Source organism: Sphaerisporangium sp. NPDC051017, assembly GCF_040683095.1.
Classification (GTDB): Bacteria; Actinomycetota; Actinomycetes; order Streptosporangiales; family Streptosporangiaceae; genus Sphaerisporangium.
Genome location: NZ_JBFBCI010000037.1, coordinates 38,063 through 54,097, shown reverse-complemented (window position 1 = coordinate 54,097; position 16,035 = coordinate 38,063). Strand labels below are relative to the sequence as shown.

Here is a 16,035-nt window from a genome sequence, read left to right as displayed (position 1 = left end):
GTGCTCCCTTCTAGTTCTCGTCGTCCCGCGAGACGCGCAGGTAGACGGCCGAGAACACCATCAGCACGATCATGAGCATGAGTCCCAGCGCGCCGCCGCCGCCGAAGTTCCCGAAGCTGAAGGCGTACTGGTACATCAGGTAGGCGACGGTCACCGTCGCGTTCTCCGGGCCGCCGCCGGTGAGCAGGAACGGCTCGATGAACACCTGCATGGTGGCGACGATCTGCAACAGCAGCATGACCAGGAGGATCAGCTTGGTCTGGGGGATGGTGACGTGCCAGACCCGCTTGAACAGGCCCGCGCCGTCGAGCTCGGCGGCCTCGTACAGCTCGCCCGGGATGCTCTGCAGGGCGGCCAGGTAGATCAGGGTGCCGGTGCCGAGGTTCATCCAGGTGGAGACGAGCACCAGCGAGACCAGCGCGGTGCTGGTGGAGTCCAGCCAGCTCAGGCCGGGGAGGTGCACGAAGTCCAGGATCTGGTTGAACAGGCCGGGGCCCGGGTCGTAGAACCACTTGAACAGCAGCACCGCGACCGCCGGGGGCAGCATGACCGGCAGGTAGACCACGAACCGCAGGTACGCCTTGGCGTGGCGCAGCTCGTTGAGCACGATGGCGGCCACGAAGGGCACGGCGTACCCGACGATGAGCGCGAGGCCCGTGAACGCGGCGGTGTTGATCCACGCCGGGGCGAACGCCGAGTCGTCGATCACCGTGCGGAAGTTCTCCAGGCCCACCCACTCGGGCGGCCCGACGAAGTTCGTCTTCTGGAAGCTGAGGAGGAACTCCCGCACCATCGGGTACCAGGAGAAGAACGCGAAGCAGATCAGCGCCGCGCAGAGGAATCCGTACGCCGTCAGGTTGCGGCGCACACCGCGTCGCACCGCCCCCGTGGTGCTGCGCCGTGATCCCTTCACGGTCATTGTGGTCATCGGTTGAGCTCCTGATTTCGACGGTGACCGGCGGGGGCGCCGGCCTGCGGGCCGGCACCCCGGGCTCAGATCAGCTTGACTTGGCCAGGATGTTGTTGACCTTCTTCTCGGCGTCGGAGAGAAGCTGGTCGATGTCGGCGTCCTGCCGGGTCAGCACCGCGGACATCGCGGTGTCGAGCACGGCGTAGATCTCCTGCGCCTTGGGCGGCTCCAGCTTGAACTCCACCGTCGCGTTCGCGTCGACGTACGGCTGGAAGTGCTCCACGGGAATCGTCGCGAACTGCTTGCGCAGCTCCTGGATCTTCGTGCCCGGCTCGGTGTCGCCGAACAGGTCGATGTCCGGCAGCCCGACCGCCAGGCCGTCGGCCTTGGCCCGCTCGTAGTTGAACTGGCCCTGGCCCGGCGTCAGGAACTTGTACTCAAGCCACTGGAGACCGGCCTTGATCTGCTCGGGGGTGGCCTTCGGGTTGAACATGTAGCCGTCGCCGCCGCTGAGGGACTTGGTGGCCTCGGGCAGCCCCGCCACGCCGTAGTCGTCGAACTTGCCCTTGAAGGTGTTGTTGACCTCCTTGACGACGTCCGGGGCGCCGATCATCATGCCCAGCTTGCCGCTGCCCATCATCCGCATCAGGTCTTCCCAGCGCAGCAGCTGCTTGGTGCCCATGCTGTCGTCGGTCCAGCGCATCGTCTTGAGGTTCTCGAGGACGGCCTTGCCCTCGGGGCTGTTGAAGGCGGCCGTCTTGCCGTCGGCGCCGACCACGTCTCCGCCGCGCCCGTAGAGGGAGGAGGTGAAGTGCCAGCCGCCGGTGTTGCCGGCGCTGTACTCGCCGTACCCGACGTAGCCGGGGCCGAGCGCCGCGATCTTCTTGGCCGCGGCCTGGACCTCGGCCCAGGTCTTCGGCGGGGAATCGGGGTCAAGGCCGGCCTGCGTGAACAGCTTGCGGTTGTACACCAGACCCGTCGAGTAGTTGACGCGCGGGACGCCGTAGACCTTCTCGCCGCTCTTGAAGACGCTCATGACGTCGGGGCGGACGGTCTTCAGAGCGGGAGCGCCGTCCAGGTACGGCGTGATGTCGGCCGCCTGCCCCGCCGCGATGATCTTCTGGACGTCGGTGTAGTAGACGTAGAAGACGTCTTCCATCTCACCGCCGGCGAGCTTCGCCTGGAAGGTCTCCGGCACGATGCAGGGGAAGGCGTCCTTGCCCTCGACGGTGATGTCGGGGTGGAGCTTCTGGAAGGCGGCGACGTCCGAGTCCCACTGGGCGGCCTCCTTGGGGTTGTTCTTGGGGGGCTTGCACCCGACGGAGATGGTCACGGGAGCGTCGGCGCTCGGAGCCGCGGAGCCCTGGGACGACGAGGCCTCAGGAGTGCTGCCGGAGTCGCTGCCGGAACACCCGGCGGCGCCAAGGGCGAGACCTGCCGCTAGCAGGATCGCAAAGTTGCGGGGTTTCATAGATGTTTCCCTCCTGGACTGCCCCCGACTACGAGGCTCAAGATCTGGTACGGGCTTCGCGAACCGGTTGGGAGCAACATATAGAGGTGGACATATGACAGCAAGACTTTGGCGTCCATGATGCAAAAGAGTGACAGTGGCCTCGTAGCCGCGGCTACATGGCCTTGACGTCACGCCGGTGGGATGGGCTGCCGCTCGTACCCGAGCACGTCGAGCGCGGTGAGCACGGCCGCGCGGGTAGCGTCGGAGACTCCCGGTTTGCCGTTGAGCACCCGGCTTGCGGTGGCCTCGCTGACTCCGACCTTCTTCGCGACCTCGGCGAGTCGACGTGTGGTCGACCGTGCGGTCGCATTGTCGCTTGTCACGCCCGCAAATATACGGCATAAACATGCAAACGGTTTGCGACTTATGGTCGGATGGCTCACAGCGCCTCTTGACGAACCCGCCCGGCTGGGCCTCCCATCCCGGGATGTCGTGATGTAGTCGTTATCTTGCGTGTTTCCATCGAAACATTGCAGTTGTGGGGCCGTCATCTTAAGGTGTGGGCAGTTCCGCAGGACGAACGACGCCCGCGCCTCCTCGGCCGCGGCGCGCCGGACCGGGTTCTCGGGGGCAGGAGGACGCGCCTGTCCCCGAGGCCCTCGGCGCCCCGGAGGAGCCGCGGAACCCGGACGGGTGAGGCGTCGGCGGCCGCTCTCCCCAGGGGAACAGCCGCGCGTCGCGGGGTCGAGTGACGTCGATGTGCTCCGGGAGAGCGTGCTCATGGGATGAGCGGCGAGACGTTGGCCGGGGATGTGGCCGTGTGCGTGGAAAACCGTCTCATGCGGCGCTCGGGGGAGCGGTGGATCTGGCACCCTATGGGCGTGGTCCCCGCCATCGAGAGGTCCCCATGACGATCGAGTACGGTACGCGTCCCGCCTTTCCGTCCGAGGTCCGGCTGAGCGGGCATGGGCTCGTTCTGCGGGAGTGGACCGTGGACGACATTCCGGTCATGTCTGAGTTGTTCGACGATCCGGACGTGGCGTACTGGACGCCGCTGGCGAGCCCGTTCGATCTCGGCGCGGCGCGGCGGTACATCGAGGCGGCCCGGCGGTCGCGGACGGCGGGGGAGCGGCTCAACCTGGCGATCACCACGGACGGGGGCGAGGCCAAGGGCGAGATCCTGCTGAGCCGGGTGGGCTGGGGCGCCGGTACGGGCAGCATCGGCTACGCCGTCGGCGCCGCCCACCGGGGGCGGCGGCTGGCGGTGCGCGCCGTCCAGGTGATGGTGGAGTACGCCCACTCCTCGGCCGGGCTCACCCACGTGTACCTGGAGATCGAGAACGAGAACGAGGCCAGCGTGCGCGTCGCCCGCGCGGCCGGTTTCGGGCTCACGAACGCCCCGCCCACGGTCCTCGAGGAGAAGGGCCGGAGGCTGAGCCTGCGCACCTGGGCCCACACCGGCGCCTGACGAGTACGCGTCGGTCCCCGCCGGACATTCGCCACATGAAAGCGCCCGGGCCGTGGCCCAGGTGGGCGCAGGCGGGGGGAGCGGTGTTGGTCAGTGTGGCTGGTCCTCCACGTGGAACGAGATTCCGCCCTGGTCGTCGATGTTGGCGTCCAGGGACTTGTCCTCGAGCACGGTCGCGGCCACGGGGTCGAGGTAGACCTTGGCGCCTTCGCTCTCGACCACCTTGTCGGAGCTCTCGGGCCCTTCCGCGACGGAGAGCATCAGAGAGCCCGCGTCGTCGCCCTGGGACGAGATGCGGATGCCCTTGTCGGTCGACTCGGACTGGGCGTTGAGGTCCCGGATCACCTTGGCGGCGGTGTCTGTCAGCGTGAGCATTGCGTCTCCTCGCCAGGGTTGACGTGTTCCAACAGTTCCGCCTTTGCCTCCCCTGAGGTCAATAAACCGTTTTGCCGGGTTCCGTGGGTCGAATTCTCGCTAAGGACCCTTGACGCCGCGTTGGCGTGACCTCCGGCCCCCGGCCCCCGAGGTGCTCGTGAGGCCGCACGGGACGGCGTGATCGGGTCCATGGTGACCGCCGGATGAACGGGGTGTTCATCTCCGGCGACACACCCCGCGTCTGGCCGCGAAGGCATGGCGCGCCCCCGCACGGAGGGTCATAGTGGAGCGGCGGGACGTAACCGGATCCCTGTCCCGCACCAGAGGGGCGGGAGCGGTGATGGTCGTCGTCGGCACGTGGAACCTGGAGAACCTGTACCGTCCGGGCGGTGAGTTCGGACCGCGCGACGAGACGGCCTACAAGGCCAAGATCAAGGCCCTCGCCGCCACGATCAACGGCTTCGCGCCCGACGTGCTCGGCGTCCAGGAGGTCGGCCACCCCGCGGCGCTGACCGACCTGACCGACGCGATCGGCGGCGAATGGCACGTCGCGCTCTCGCGCCACCCCGACGCCCGGGGCATCCGCGTCGGCGTGATCAGCAGATTGCCGCTCACGGCCGCCCGCGAGGTGAGCGCGTTCACCGCGCCGCTGGCGGCCGTCCAGCACGACGACGCCGGCCCCGGCACCGACCAGACCAGCCGCGGCATGCTCGCCGTCCAGGTCGAGCCCACCCCCGGCACCACGCTCGACGTCGCCGTCTGCCACCTGAAGTCCAAGCTGCTCAGCTTCCCCGGGGGCAGGTTCGCCGCCCGTGACGAGGGAGAGCGCGCCAGGTACGGGGCGTACGCGCTGTACCGGCGGGCGGCGGAGGCGACGACGCTGCGCGGCCTCGCCGACTCGCTGGTCGCCGGGCACGGGCAGAAGCGTGCGGTGGTCGTGGTCGGCGACTTCAACGACGAGCCGCAGGCCGCCACCACCCAGATCGTGCTCGGGCCGCCCGGCTCCGAACTCGACACGCCGGGCGCGCTCCGCCCGGACAAGGGTGACGCCTATCGTCTGTGGAACCTCGCCACGCGGATCATGCCGGAGAACGAGCGGTACTCACGGGTCCACAACGGCAAGGGCGAGCTGATCGACCACATTCTGGTGAGCCGGGCGCTGATCGAGCGGGTCGACGAGATGCGGTCCGTGGTCGGCCACGGCCTGCCGTCGGTCACCGAGGACCCGAAGGCCCGCCGCGACGCCGCCGACTCCGACCACGCCCCCCTCTACGCCCGCTTCGGCGTCTAGCTGCGGGCCGTCAGGTGGGGGACTGCTCTCGACGATCTCCTCCTTGAGCGGGGCCCGGGCGGCGGCGATCGTGCCGATCGTCTCGTCCGGGACGCCGCACGGGGCCAGCGCGCCGGCGAGGTGCGTCACGACCCTCCGACTCGACCCCTAACCGGATCGCAGCTGCATGGCTGCATGTCGAGGAGAGCCCCAACTAGGAAGTGAGCTCAGTCAACGGACGCAAGCGGTGCCAACCCTCGCCAATCCGGCGATGGCCCGGGGCCTCAGGCTGGGAAGATGTGGGTGATGCCCGATTCCCCCATGCCTTCGTCGTCCGTGCAAGCCGCACGGCTGCGTCTTGGCGGGCAATTGCGGAAGATACGGGAGGCCTCCGGACTTTCGGGGCGGGACTTTGCGCGGCGGGCGGGCTGGGCGGACGCCACGAGTGTCACGAAGGTGGAGAAGGGGCAGCGGGCGATCACGGCGGACCATATCCGGCTGTGGTGCCGCTTGTGCGGGGTATCTGATCTTCGGCGGGACGAACTGCTTGCTGACCAAGAGTCGGTAGCTCGCATGTGGGTCTCGAACCGGGAGCTTGGCCGGAAGATCGGGCTGAACGCCACGCAGCGGATGACGATCGGGGAGATGTTCGCCCAGGTCAGCTCGGTGCGGACCTACCAGACGAAGGTCGTTCCCGGTTTGCTTCAGACGCCCGGGTACATGACCGGGGTCCTGCGGGGCGTCCGGCGCGAGCGGCACGTTGAACCGGACGATGTGACGGAGGCCGTGACGGAGCGGCTCGCGCGGCAGCGGTGGTTGCGGGTGCCAGGTAAGCGGTTCGAGTTCATGCTTGAGGAGGCCGTACTCCGGTACCGGCCGTACGGTGACGATGTTCACCATGAGCAGTTGCTCCATCTGATGGAGGTGTCGCGCCTTCCGGCGGTGACGTTGTGGATCGTCCCGATGGACGTGGACCGTGAGGGGGTCCGGCCTCGGGAGTCGTTCGACATCAACACCTTCCCGGGTCATCGGGAGGTGATGGTGGAGTTGCTGTCGGGGCTACTCACCTTGAATCACCTCGATGACCTGGAGATGTATCAGACCGCGTGGGATGATCTAAGGTCTATCGCAGTTCGTGGTGCGGAGGCGAGAGCGCTGGTCAGGCGGGCTTTGGAGAGGCTTGACCCCGGCCGGGGCGACGGGTGAGGGTTCAGGCAAGAGCCGAACCCTGAGGGGGTAGCACGTGGTGCATTTCATCGGACAAGACCCCGAATCGCACACCCAGGAGTGTCCCGCCGTGTGGGCTGCGCCGGGCGGCCTGCACATCCGGGGGAAGACCGTCACCGACCCGGCGCTGATCGAGCGGTTCGCCGATGACGTCGCCAAGGGCGAGGACGAGACCGATATCTGGGTTCCCGACCGGCTGTTCCCCGCGCTCCGCGAGGCGCTGGACGAGACCTACGGCGAGGGGCGGCACGGGCACGGGCAGCCGACATTCGAGTACCTGGTGGAGAACACCCAGCACTCGATCATCCGGCTGGAGCTGCGGGACGCCTACGAGGCCGAGCCGGCCTTCCTGCACTGGAAGGAGACCGGTGTCGACACCTTCGACTGGGGCGCATGGCCCGATCTCGTCCGTTCGGCCGTCGCGCGGGGAGTCCGCTGGCGGCGGCTCCGGGTGATCAGCGAGCCGGTGTCCGACTACATCAGGTGGGAGCATTCCGGCACCCACACTGCGGTCGAGGCGGGGGAGGACATCCGGTGGCTCCCCAGGATGAAGGCCGCTGACCTGCTGCTCCCCGGCGCCGACTGCTGGGTCTTCGACCACCGCATCATCCGGTGGAACTTCCAGCGGGGCGACGACTCCAACCCCCGCGTCTACACCTACAGCTCCGATCCGCGGGTCGCCCGGGAGTTCGGAGGAGCGTTCGAGATGGCCTGGGACCGAGGCATCCCGCACGCCGAGTACAAGCCGCAGTAGACCATGCGTTGGCAGGGGTGCCAACCTCTGCCAACTTTCTGGTCGTCGCCAGAGCCGGGGTGCGAGGGTCCAGCTACGCACCCCTCACCTTGAGGGATGCGGACCGAGACTAACTGCCCGCAGCGCGGGATAGGGCAGACGATTCTTCAGTTGGCGATCGAGCTCGGAGCGTAGAAACTCCGAGCCGTTCGGCAGATTGCCCCGAGGGAGGTCTTCGGGAAGATCGTGACGTCGGATAGGAGCTTCGCCTGCGATCACCACCAGGTCGTGGAAGGCTTCATCCGCTCACCGATCCGGCCCTTGGACGGGAACATCTGGAGCAACTTGAGGCGGCCTACGACCCGCCGTGGTTACTCCTTCTCCCAGCGGGCTGATCGGCAGCGCCCGTCGGGCGCCCCATCAGCTGAACCCGCTGAGGGCGAGGACTCCATCAGAAAGAAGGCACCCATGTTGGACACGATGAGCACCGACGAACTGCGCGCCGCGATGGTCGAAGGGATCGCGGAGCGGCACGAGAAGATCGGCATGGTATTGGATGCCGACATCGCGCGGGCGTTGCTGACGGTGCCGCGTCACCTGTTCACCGAGGACGACGCGGACCTGAAGACGGCCTACGAAGATACAGCGATCATTACCAAACGCGATGAGCGGGGTATCTCCACAAGTTCGGTGTCGGCGCCCTGGCTCCAGTCGGTGATGATCGGCCAGGCCGAGCTGAAGCCTGGCGACCGGGTCATGGAGATAGGCAGCGGCGGCTACAACGCGGCCTTGATTCGCGAGATTGTCGGCCCGTCGGGGTCGGTGACCAGCGTCGACATCGATCCTGAGATCACCGCCAGGGCGGTGCGGTGCCTGGCCAGGGCGGGCTATGACGATGTTGAGGTGGTCTGCGCGGACGCCGAATTCGTCCTCGACGGCGGCCGGACATTCGATGCGATCATCGTGACGGTCGGATCGTGGGACATCCCCCCGGCCTGGGCGGAGCAGCTCGCCGAAGGCGGCAGGCTCGTCGTCCCGGTCCGCTTCAAGGGCATGACCCGGTCCTGGCTGCTGGAGCAGCGGGACGGCCACCTGGTGAGCCGGGACCATAAGATGTGTGGTTTCGTGCCGATGCGGGGAGCCGGAGAGCACCGCGGGACCGGGATTCCGCTCCTGGACGATCCCCGGGTGGGTCTATGGCTGGATGAGCGGGACGGCATCGACACCGCAGAGCTGGCTGGCGTCCTGGACCTGGCGCGAGTGGAGACGTGGACCGGGATCACAGTCGGCGCGGGCGTGGTGTTCTCCGATCAGGACCTGTGGCTTGCCACGACGATGCCCGGCTTCTGCCTGATCACCTGCTCTCAGCAAGCGATCGACGATGGTGTTGTGGCCCTGCCCTGGCAGTTCGGCACACCCGCGTTTGTGGACGGCCCGAACCTCACCTACCGCCCCAAACCCCGCAAGGTCAACGACGAGGTGTACGAGTTCGGCGCATTCGCGCACGGCCCGAGGGCGCAGGAGACTGCGCAGTTGCTGGCCGATCAGATCGCCGCGTGGGACCGGGCCGGGCGTCCGGCCCCACGCCTGTCGGTCCGCCCTGCGGGCACCCCGGACGCTGACCTTCCCGACGGGTACGTGCTGGACAAACGGCATTCCCGACTCGTGATCTCCTGGCCGTCGGCCAGGTAGCACCACCCCCTTTTTTCGAATGGAATGGAGTCAGTGATGGAACAGGCCGACTTCACGCTCAACGTCCGGGTTGTGGCGGCCGGACCCGCGACGGCGCTGGTGGATACCGAGGAATGCACCAGCGACAACTGCACGGACACTCCGGGCAGCGCCGGCATCGCCAACTGCTGAACCCCGTCGGATGTTGCCCCGGCCGGAGCGGTTGCGTTCCGGCCGGGCACACGCCCCCTACGAGCGGAGGATCGTCCATGCATCAGCCGGGTTTCCGGGCCCTAGACGGCGTGATCATCCGGGCGTCGACCGTTCCGGACGGCCTGGTCCTGCCGCCCTGGCCCGACCTCGACTCCGATGACGTGTCCGTGCTGGCGGACTGGGTCCGCGAGGTGTGGCCCCTTCCTTCGGTCGCGGAGGCCGTCAACGTCTCGAGCCCTGCCCTGGCCGAAGCACTCACCGCCCTGTCGGCGAACCCTGGGGCGTTCCAGCTGGTCCGGGCGCGCAGCGCCGCTGCGTCGCTGATGCGTTATCTGCTGCGGTGGACGAGCCGTGCCACCCCGTTCGGCCTGTTCGCCGGGGTCGCACTCGTCGAACAAGCCGACAGTGCGTCGGTGTGGTTCGGGCACCGGCACACGGTCGTGCGGCGTGCGGCCTCGTCCTGGCTCGCGGAGGCGATCAGCGCCCTGGAAGCGCAACCGGATCTGCTCCGGCAGCTCTCGGTCATGGCCAACAACGTGGGGTTCGCTCGCGGCGGGGACTGGGTGCTTCCCTGCCAGCCCACCTCCGACACCACCGTGTCGGAGGTGTCGGTGCGGAACACCGCGGCGGTCCGCATGGTGATGCAGGAAGCCCGGACCCCGATCGTCCTGGCCGACTTGATGGCCAAACTCGCCGCCGAAGCTCCGCAGACCCCGGTCACGGTCATCGAGGAGATGCTGACGGAGCTGGTGCGGCGCCGGATCCTCCTGACTAGCGTCCGGCCCTCGGTGACCGTCACCGACCCGCGCTCCTATATCGCCTATATCGCCGCGCAACGGGAGGGCCTGGACGCCGCCGTTCCCGCCCTGCCCCCCGGCCACACCGAGACCGGGGTGCTGCTTGACTGCAAGGTCGGCCTGCCGCCCACGGTGATCGCCGAGGTGGAGAAGACCGCGGCGCTGCTGGCGCGGATCGCCCCTCCACGACCCGTATGGGCCGCCTACCACGCCGCGTTCACCGACCGGTACGGTCCCGGCGCCGTGGTCGCCGTCCGGGACCTGGTGGACCCGGACCGCGGTTTGGGCTACCCAGCTGGGTATCGCGGCTCGATTTTCACTGACCACCGGCCCACGACCAGCAGAGACCTCACGCTGGCCGCCCTCGCCCAGCAGGCCGCCCTGGACGGCCGCACCGAACTCCTCCTCGATGAGGAGCTGCTGGCCGACCTGGAGACAACTCCCGCCGCCGGATACTTCCCCCACACCGAACTGCGAGTGACGATCGCCGCTCCCACCCCGGCCGCGGTGGACCGCGGCGACTTCATCCTCACCGTCAAGTGCGCGTCCCGCCACGCCGGGACCTCCGTCGGCCGGTTCCTGCACCTCCTGGACGAGCGGCACCAGGAACGCATCGGCGAGGCATACCGGGCGCTCCCCACCGCGACGGTCGGTGCGCTGGCCGTCCAGTTGGCCACGCCCATTCTGTGGGCGCGCGGCGACGGGCTGACCAGAGTGCCCGAGATCCTGCCCATTCTGTCCGTGGGTGAGCACCGCCACCCGAGAGACACTGCGGTGGACGTGGACGATCTGGCGGTCACCGCCGACATCCACCGGCTTACCCTGATGTCGCTGTCGCGGGGACGGGCGGTCGAGCCGCTGATGTTGAACGCGGTCGACCTGAGGCGCGGCGTGCATCCGCTCGCCCGGTTCCTTCTCGAAGTCAGCACCGGGACCTCCGCCCCGTGCACCCCGTTCTACTGGGGCTCGGTCGCTGAGACGTTCGCGTTCCTGCCGCGTGTCCGCCACGGCCGCAGCGTCTTGGCCTCGGCCCGTTGGACCCTTACCGCCAAAGCCCTGCCCGCCACCGCCTCCGCCCACGAGGCGTGGGCGGAGGCGTTCGACGGCTATCGGCGTGCCCGGCGCGTCCCGGATCGGGTGCGGTTCGGTGACGATGACGTTCTGATCAGCCTGGACCTGACCGACCGCTCTCACCTCCAACTTCTGCGCCGTCACCTGGACCGGACCGGGGCTGCGACGGTGGCCGAGGACCTGGCTGACGACGGCTGGATCGCGGGCCGCCCCCATGAGATTGTCGTGCCGCTCGCCTCCACTGCCCCACCCACGCCCTTGGCGCGTACCTTCCGGCCCGAGCGCCTCCACCATGGCCCGGGCCACCTGCCAGGGTTCTCGTCCTGGCTGCACGCGAAACTGTACGGGCATCCAGGACGGCAGAATGACCTCCTCAACCAGCTGCACGACCTGCTCGACGGCTGGTGGCACGGTCCCGGCGACTGGTGGTTCATCCGGTACAACGACCCCGTCCCGCACCTGCGCGTGAGGATACCTTTGCACCACACCGACCGGTACGGGCCCGCCGCGAGGGCGGTCGGCCAGTGGGCGCACACCGCTCAAAAGGCGGGCCTGGTCCGGGACGTCGTCTTGGACACATACCGGCCCGAGGTCGGCCGGTTCGGCACCGGCGAGGCTCTCGCTGCGGCCGAAGCCGTGTTCGCCGCGGACTCCGCGGTGGCGGTCGCGCAACTCAACACCACCATGCACCCCCAAGCCGCGACCGCCGTCGGCATCCTCAGCCTCGCGGAAGGGTTCCTCGGCGACCAGGGACCCGCCTGGCTCGTGGAGCACCTCACCCACGGTGGAGGTCCACCCCTGGACCGACAAACCGTCAAGGAGACACAGTATCCAGTCGAACTGTCTCCCGGCCTGCTGGAACGCCGCCAGGAAACACTGGCCGCCTACCGCCTGTTCTGCGACCCGTCCGACGTGGACGCTCACATGATCGACCTGGTGCACCTGCACCATGTCCGCATGATCGGGCTTGACGGGGCGTCGGAGAAGACCTGTCTGCGGCTGGCCAGGGCTGCCGCCCAAACCCGGCTCGCCCGAGCCACCAGGAGCGTGTGATGGGCAGGGCGAATCGAGCCAGGGTCCGCGCCGACAGCATCGCCCAGCAGCTCCTCCCGCCGCTCCCGACTCGGGGATCGGCGCAGTCCCTCAGCGGGGGCGCCGCCGGGATCGCGCTGCTCCACGTCGAACGCGCCCGCACGGGCGTCTCCACATGGGATCACGCCCACGCCTGGCTCGCCAAGGCGGCCAGCGACACCGCCGAAGCCGCGATGACCGGCTGCCTGAACGACCCCTGCCAACTCCAGCGAATCATCGACTCCGGCCTCTGCCACGGCTCCGCGGGCCTGTACATGACCGTGACCGCCTTCGCCTTTGACGCTCTCCACCCCCAGGACCTGCCGCTCCACCACATCACCGAACTACTCCTCAACCGGCAGCCCGCGGCCGACGCACCAGGATTTCTCACCGGGCGAGCCGGATACGCCCTCGCCCTCCACGACCTCGCGAGCGACACGCCATCGGCGACGGCTTGGGACGCATGCCTCCTGCTCCGCTGACCAAGGAAGATCCCTTTCCGTGCAGCCCTCCCGCTGGCGGCAGACCAACGCCGCGTTCACCGACCGACGCAACGCCGAACACACGTTCATCACCCGGATCGGCCCCGCCCTGATCGACGCCGAAGACCACGGCCTCCTCACCGCCTGGTTCTTCCTCCGCAAACAGCAATGGCGGTTCCGCTGGCTGCCCACCAGCCCGGAAGCCGCTGACACCATCATCCGGATGCTCACCGACGCTGACAGGTCGGTGACATGGACCTCGGTGGTCTGCGAATTCGAACCCCTCGCGTTCGGCGGCCCCTCCGGTCTGTCCGCAGCGTGCGAGTTCTTTCACGCAGACAGCCAGCACCTGCTGCGACGGCTCGCCACCGACCGGCCGCTCGGGCAACGGGAAACATCCGTGCTGCTGTGCAGCGCGCTCCTGCGCGGAGCAGGACTGGACTGGTTCGAACAAGGCGACGTCTGGTCCAGAGTCATCGACCTCCGCGCTACCCACCAGCCGGCAATCCCCGCCGACACGGGCAAAGCCCGAGACCTTCACGACGCGACCCGGACCCTTCTGACCGCCGACGCCCACGGGCTGTGCGACCTCGCGCAGGATGGCCCCTTGTCCTGCCACCAGGAGTGGATCACCGCATTCGAACAGACTGGACGAACGCTCGCCCGCCTCAATGACACTGGACAACTCGAACGCGGGCTGCGAGCCGTCCTCGCCCACCACCTGATCTTCCACTTCAACCGCGCCGGACTCACCGGCATCGACCAAGCGACCCTCGCCGCCCTCGCCATCAACGTGATCTTCCACGAACGCCGTCAAATGTTCACCACTACCGGGGCGCCAGCAGATGACGCGGAGTGGTCAGGACCGGCCCACGACATGGTGGCGTGGGACGATGCACCTCATCGGCGAGCAGCGTGGCGGAGCGTTCCCAATCCACTTCTTCTAATCCTTCGGCGGCTTCTTGGGGCTGTTCCGCCGGCACCTCCTTCCTGATTGGCTCCTGGGCGATGTTCAGGCGGTGAGGGTTTGGGTCAGGTGGGCGCGGAATTCGCGGACGTGGATGGTATTCGCGTACGGGGTGAGGTGTTTGTCGAAGCGGTAGAGGCGTTCGAGGGAGCGGCTTGAGGTCAAGGTCTTCGCCATGGAGAGCGATTTCCCGGCCGAGTCCAGGGCCTGCTCCAGTTCGCCCATCCCCAAGTACGCCTCCGCCGCGCTGACGCGGCTGAGCTGGGCGGATCGGTTGCGGCGCTCGGTGTACTCCTTGAGTACGGCCTCCGCGCAGGCGGCTCCCCGCTGGTGCTCGCCGATCAGGTTCCACGCTATGCCCGCCTCGGCTACCGGCTCTGTCGCCTCGAACCACTCGACCCACGACGGGTCGCGATGGGTGGTCCCTCGGGCGTACTGCTGCTCGACCTCGCTCAACAGGTGATGGACGCGCTTGATGCTCTGACCGTCAGGGGTCTCGGCGAGCTTCACCTGCAACGCCGTCGCCCATGCTTCTCTGCTGTAGAGGCGGGCCATGACGCGGGGCGACGCCTGGGCTCTCCGGGCGGCGTCGACCGAGGCGCGGGACAACCTGATCGCCCACCGGGGCTGCTCCAGATGGATGGCCTGGAACGCCATGGTGGAAAACACCCAGGCCGCCGTCAGGGAGTCGTTCGCGGCTCTGGCCAGGTGCAGAGCTTGGCCGTAGTAGTACTGCGCCTGCCCTTGGCGGCCCAGGTCGAAGGCCGTCCAGCCCGCGAAGGCGGTCATCCCTGCGGCCGCCGTCATGAGTCGGGCGCCGGTGTGATCGTCGTAACGTCCGCCCAGCAGAGGCGCGACCTTGGTGTTCAGGTAGTCGACGACGGCGGGGCGCACCAGCCCCGAGCCGTACCGGTGGTCCATCTGCGTTAACGCCTGCCGGGCTTCCTCGATGCGGGTGACATCGGCGAGGCCGACTGCCTGCCCGGGCCCGGCATGGGCGGCCGACACGACGCGCGTGTCGTACGTCCACGCCGACAGCCACTCACCGAAGGCCGCTGGGGCGAACGGCAGAGCCGCGAGGATGTGCCGCCGGGAAAGATCCATGTCGCACCTCCACAGATGCTCGGCCGTCCTCACCGTAGCGGCAGGCGATCCCCGGCCGAAGTCCGTCATCGGGGACAGTTTGGTGGCGGGGGTGAGGGCTTCGCCTTCCACCCATCGCTCCACCTCGGCCGGGTCCACGTTGAACAGCGCGGCCAGCCGGGAGCGGTACACCGGGCGCATTCCCTGGTCGCCGCGCTCCCAGCGTCCCCACGTCCTTGGCGTCACACCTATCGCCGCTGCCGCCTCTTCCTGGCTCAGGCCGAGCCGCCTGCGCGCCCGGACCAGGCCCGGACGGCTCGCGTAACGACGTTGCTTGGTCATCGTCGCACCCCCGTGTTTCGCCATCGGTAATCGAACCGCTACTCATTGTCATGAGATCTTCTTGGTGGCACCATTCGGTCTCGGTGAATGTCCGGAAAACGACACCAGATCGGCAACGGCTGCGGCATGGGGGAAAGAGGCTGGAATCGGCCTTTGCCGTCATGGCCCTGTGACGTTTCCTGCTGTGCGCGAGTCACCGAGACGTGAATGGAGCGTGCGCATGCGACCAGCCGAGGCGGGCCGGGCCGAAACCGGCTACACGGATCAGGACGATCTGCGGGTGGTGGTCAGGATCCTTCCACCAGGGGCGGCGGCGCGGACGGCGCGGGCCGTGGTCAGGGAGATGCTCCAGTCCGCCGGGGTGGAGGACGGCTCCATTGAGGATGCCGAGATCGTCGTCGCCGAGCTGGCGGCCAACTGCGAGAGGCACGCGCGGCAGCCGTACGAGCTGCGCGTCCTCAGTCTCGGGCTCGTCCCGGTCTGGTGTGAGGTCGTGGACGGCGATCCGGAGCTTGACGGGGTGTCCAGGACTCTGGATCGGCTGCGCGCCGGGGTGTGTCTCCGCCTCCCCTTGGACGCGGCCGAAGTGCTGGAAGTCGAGTCCTCGCGGCCGGAGCGGGTGGGATTCGAGTCCGCAGGGGCGGAGGAGGTGGACACGTTCTCCGAGAACGGCCGGGGGCTGTTGCTCGCTCACCAACTGTCCGGTGGCCGGTGCCGTGTCTACGCCACCCGGACCGTCATCACCGGTGTCTCCGGCAAGGCGGTCGCCTTCGGCCTTCCGGCCCGTCCAGGCGAGGATCTCTTTCTCCCGCACCTCGTTGACGCGTCGTTCACCTGTCATCTCTGACGACGCTCTGCGCGGTGCTCTGCGGAGACGGCGACGACGGTGCTGGACGAGGCTG

14 protein-coding genes and 1 pseudogene are annotated in these 16,035 nt (G+C 68.3%); 10 read left to right on the top strand and 5 right to left on the bottom strand.

Features of this window, described 5'->3' with window-relative positions:
* Positions 1–10: 10 nt before the first annotated feature.
* From AB0M95_RS26060 to AB0M95_RS26050, 3 genes and pseudogenes are all read right to left on the bottom strand, one after another.
* Positions 11–928, bottom strand: a complete 918-nt coding sequence (locus tag AB0M95_RS26060; protein WP_363769585.1) for a sugar ABC transporter permease — start codon at positions 926–928, stop codon at positions 11–13.
* Between the two features lie 70 nt (positions 929–998).
* The gene (locus AB0M95_RS26055; RefSeq protein WP_363769582.1) at positions 999–2,381 is read right to left on the bottom strand and encodes an extracellular solute-binding protein; all 1,383 of its coding nucleotides are present in this window, start codon (positions 2,379–2,381) and stop codon (positions 999–1,001) included.
* A 191-nt stretch (positions 2,382–2,572) separates the two neighbouring features.
* Positions 2,573–2,746: pseudogene (locus tag AB0M95_RS26050) on the bottom strand (LacI family DNA-binding transcriptional regulator); the annotation flags it as partial.
* Between the two features lie 524 nt (positions 2,747–3,270).
* Between AB0M95_RS26050 and AB0M95_RS26045 the strand changes: the two are divergent.
* A complete protein-coding gene (locus AB0M95_RS26045; RefSeq protein WP_363769579.1) occupies positions 3,271–3,831 on the top strand; it encodes a GNAT family N-acetyltransferase in 561 nt (186 codons plus the stop codon).
* 90 nt (positions 3,832–3,921) lie between these two features.
* Here the strand turns inward: AB0M95_RS26045 and AB0M95_RS26040 are convergent, their stop codons facing one another.
* On the bottom strand, positions 3,922–4,206 hold the full coding sequence (locus tag AB0M95_RS26040; RefSeq protein WP_358526253.1) for an iron-sulfur cluster biosynthesis family protein: 285 nt from the start codon (positions 4,204–4,206) through the stop codon (positions 3,922–3,924).
* 340 nt (positions 4,207–4,546) lie between these two features.
* On the opposite strand from AB0M95_RS26040, the gene AB0M95_RS26035 reads away from it, so the two are divergent.
* The 8 genes from AB0M95_RS26035 to AB0M95_RS26000 all read left to right on the top strand — a co-directional run bounded on the left by AB0M95_RS26035 (position 4,547) and on the right by AB0M95_RS26000 (position 13,735).
* Positions 4,547–5,497 (top strand): endonuclease/exonuclease/phosphatase family protein, encoded by a 951-nt coding sequence (locus AB0M95_RS26035; protein WP_363769576.1) that lies wholly within the window; start codon positions 4,547–4,549, stop codon positions 5,495–5,497.
* Positions 5,498–5,773: 276 nt separating this feature from the next.
* A complete protein-coding gene (locus AB0M95_RS26030; protein ID WP_363769573.1) occupies positions 5,774–6,682 on the top strand; it encodes a helix-turn-helix transcriptional regulator in 909 nt (302 codons plus the stop codon).
* 91 nt (positions 6,683–6,773) lie between these two features.
* Positions 6,774–7,457, top strand: coding sequence for a DUF6879 family protein (locus AB0M95_RS26025; RefSeq protein WP_363769570.1), 684 nt, complete (start codon positions 6,774–6,776; stop codon positions 7,455–7,457).
* Positions 7,458–7,904: 447 nt separating this feature from the next.
* Complete coding sequence (fxlM, locus tag AB0M95_RS26020) at positions 7,905–9,128, top strand: methyltransferase, FxLD system (protein WP_363769567.1); 1,224 nt, start codon at positions 7,905–7,907, stop codon at positions 9,126–9,128.
* A 36-nt stretch (positions 9,129–9,164) separates the two neighbouring features.
* Positions 9,165–9,299 carry a hypothetical protein gene (locus tag AB0M95_RS26015; protein ID WP_363769564.1) on the top strand — a complete coding sequence of 45 codons (135 nt, stop codon included), beginning with the start codon at positions 9,165–9,167 and terminating at the stop codon, positions 9,297–9,299.
* Positions 9,300–9,376: 77 nt separating this feature from the next.
* Positions 9,377–12,241: a lantibiotic dehydratase gene (locus AB0M95_RS26010; protein ID WP_363769561.1), complete on the top strand. Its 2,865-nt coding sequence runs from the start codon at positions 9,377–9,379 to the stop codon at positions 12,239–12,241.
* Positions 12,241–12,741 carry a hypothetical protein gene (locus AB0M95_RS26005; RefSeq protein WP_363769558.1) on the top strand — a complete coding sequence of 167 codons (501 nt, stop codon included), beginning with the start codon at positions 12,241–12,243 and terminating at the stop codon, positions 12,739–12,741. The genes AB0M95_RS26010 and AB0M95_RS26005 overlap by 1 nt, the downstream gene beginning before the upstream one ends.
* Positions 12,742–12,760: 19 nt before the next feature.
* Entirely contained in the window at positions 12,761–13,735 is a 975-nt protein-coding gene (locus AB0M95_RS26000; RefSeq protein ID WP_363769555.1) for a thiopeptide-type bacteriocin biosynthesis protein, read from the top strand.
* Between the two features lie 18 nt (positions 13,736–13,753).
* On the opposite strand, the gene AB0M95_RS25995 is transcribed toward AB0M95_RS26000, so the two are convergent.
* Positions 13,754–15,133 (bottom strand): helix-turn-helix transcriptional regulator, encoded by a 1,380-nt coding sequence (locus AB0M95_RS25995; RefSeq protein ID WP_363769552.1) that lies wholly within the window; start codon positions 15,131–15,133, stop codon positions 13,754–13,756.
* A gap of 220 nt (positions 15,134–15,353) precedes the next feature.
* Here AB0M95_RS25995 and AB0M95_RS25990 point away from each other — a divergent pair, with 220 nt between their 5' ends.
* A complete protein-coding gene (locus AB0M95_RS25990; RefSeq protein WP_363769549.1) occupies positions 15,354–15,980 on the top strand; it encodes an ATP-binding protein in 627 nt (208 codons plus the stop codon).
* Positions 15,981–16,035 lie beyond the last annotated feature (55 nt).

Excerpts from the sequence above, each read along its gene's own strand:
- AB0M95_RS26060 (WP_363769585.1), bottom strand. The coding sequence starts at position 928 with ATGACCACAATGACCGTGAAGGGATCACGGCGCAGCACCACGGGGGCG.
- AB0M95_RS26055 (WP_363769582.1), bottom strand. The coding sequence starts at position 2,381 with ATGAAACCCCGCAACTTTGCGATCCTGCTAGCGGCAGGTCTCGCCCTT.
- AB0M95_RS26045 (WP_363769579.1), top strand. The coding sequence starts at position 3,271 with ATGACGATCGAGTACGGTACGCGTCCCGCCTTTCCGTCCGAGGTCCGG.
- AB0M95_RS26040 (WP_358526253.1), bottom strand. The coding sequence starts at position 4,206 with ATGCTCACGCTGACAGACACCGCCGCCAAGGTGATCCGGGACCTCAAC.
- AB0M95_RS26035 (WP_363769576.1), top strand. The coding sequence starts at position 4,547 with ATGGTCGTCGTCGGCACGTGGAACCTGGAGAACCTGTACCGTCCGGGC.
- AB0M95_RS26030 (WP_363769573.1), top strand. The coding sequence starts at position 5,774 with ATGTGGGTGATGCCCGATTCCCCCATGCCTTCGTCGTCCGTGCAAGCC.
- fxlM (WP_363769567.1), top strand. The coding sequence starts at position 7,905 with ATGTTGGACACGATGAGCACCGACGAACTGCGCGCCGCGATGGTCGAA.
- AB0M95_RS26015 (WP_363769564.1), top strand. The coding sequence starts at position 9,165 with ATGGAACAGGCCGACTTCACGCTCAACGTCCGGGTTGTGGCGGCCGGA.
- AB0M95_RS26010 (WP_363769561.1), top strand. The coding sequence starts at position 9,377 with ATGCATCAGCCGGGTTTCCGGGCCCTAGACGGCGTGATCATCCGGGCG.
- AB0M95_RS26005 (WP_363769558.1), top strand. The coding sequence starts at position 12,241 with ATGGGCAGGGCGAATCGAGCCAGGGTCCGCGCCGACAGCATCGCCCAG.
- AB0M95_RS25995 (WP_363769552.1), bottom strand. The coding sequence starts at position 15,133 with ATGACCAAGCAACGTCGTTACGCGAGCCGTCCGGGCCTGGTCCGGGCG.
- AB0M95_RS25990 (WP_363769549.1), top strand. The coding sequence starts at position 15,354 with ATGCGACCAGCCGAGGCGGGCCGGGCCGAAACCGGCTACACGGATCAG.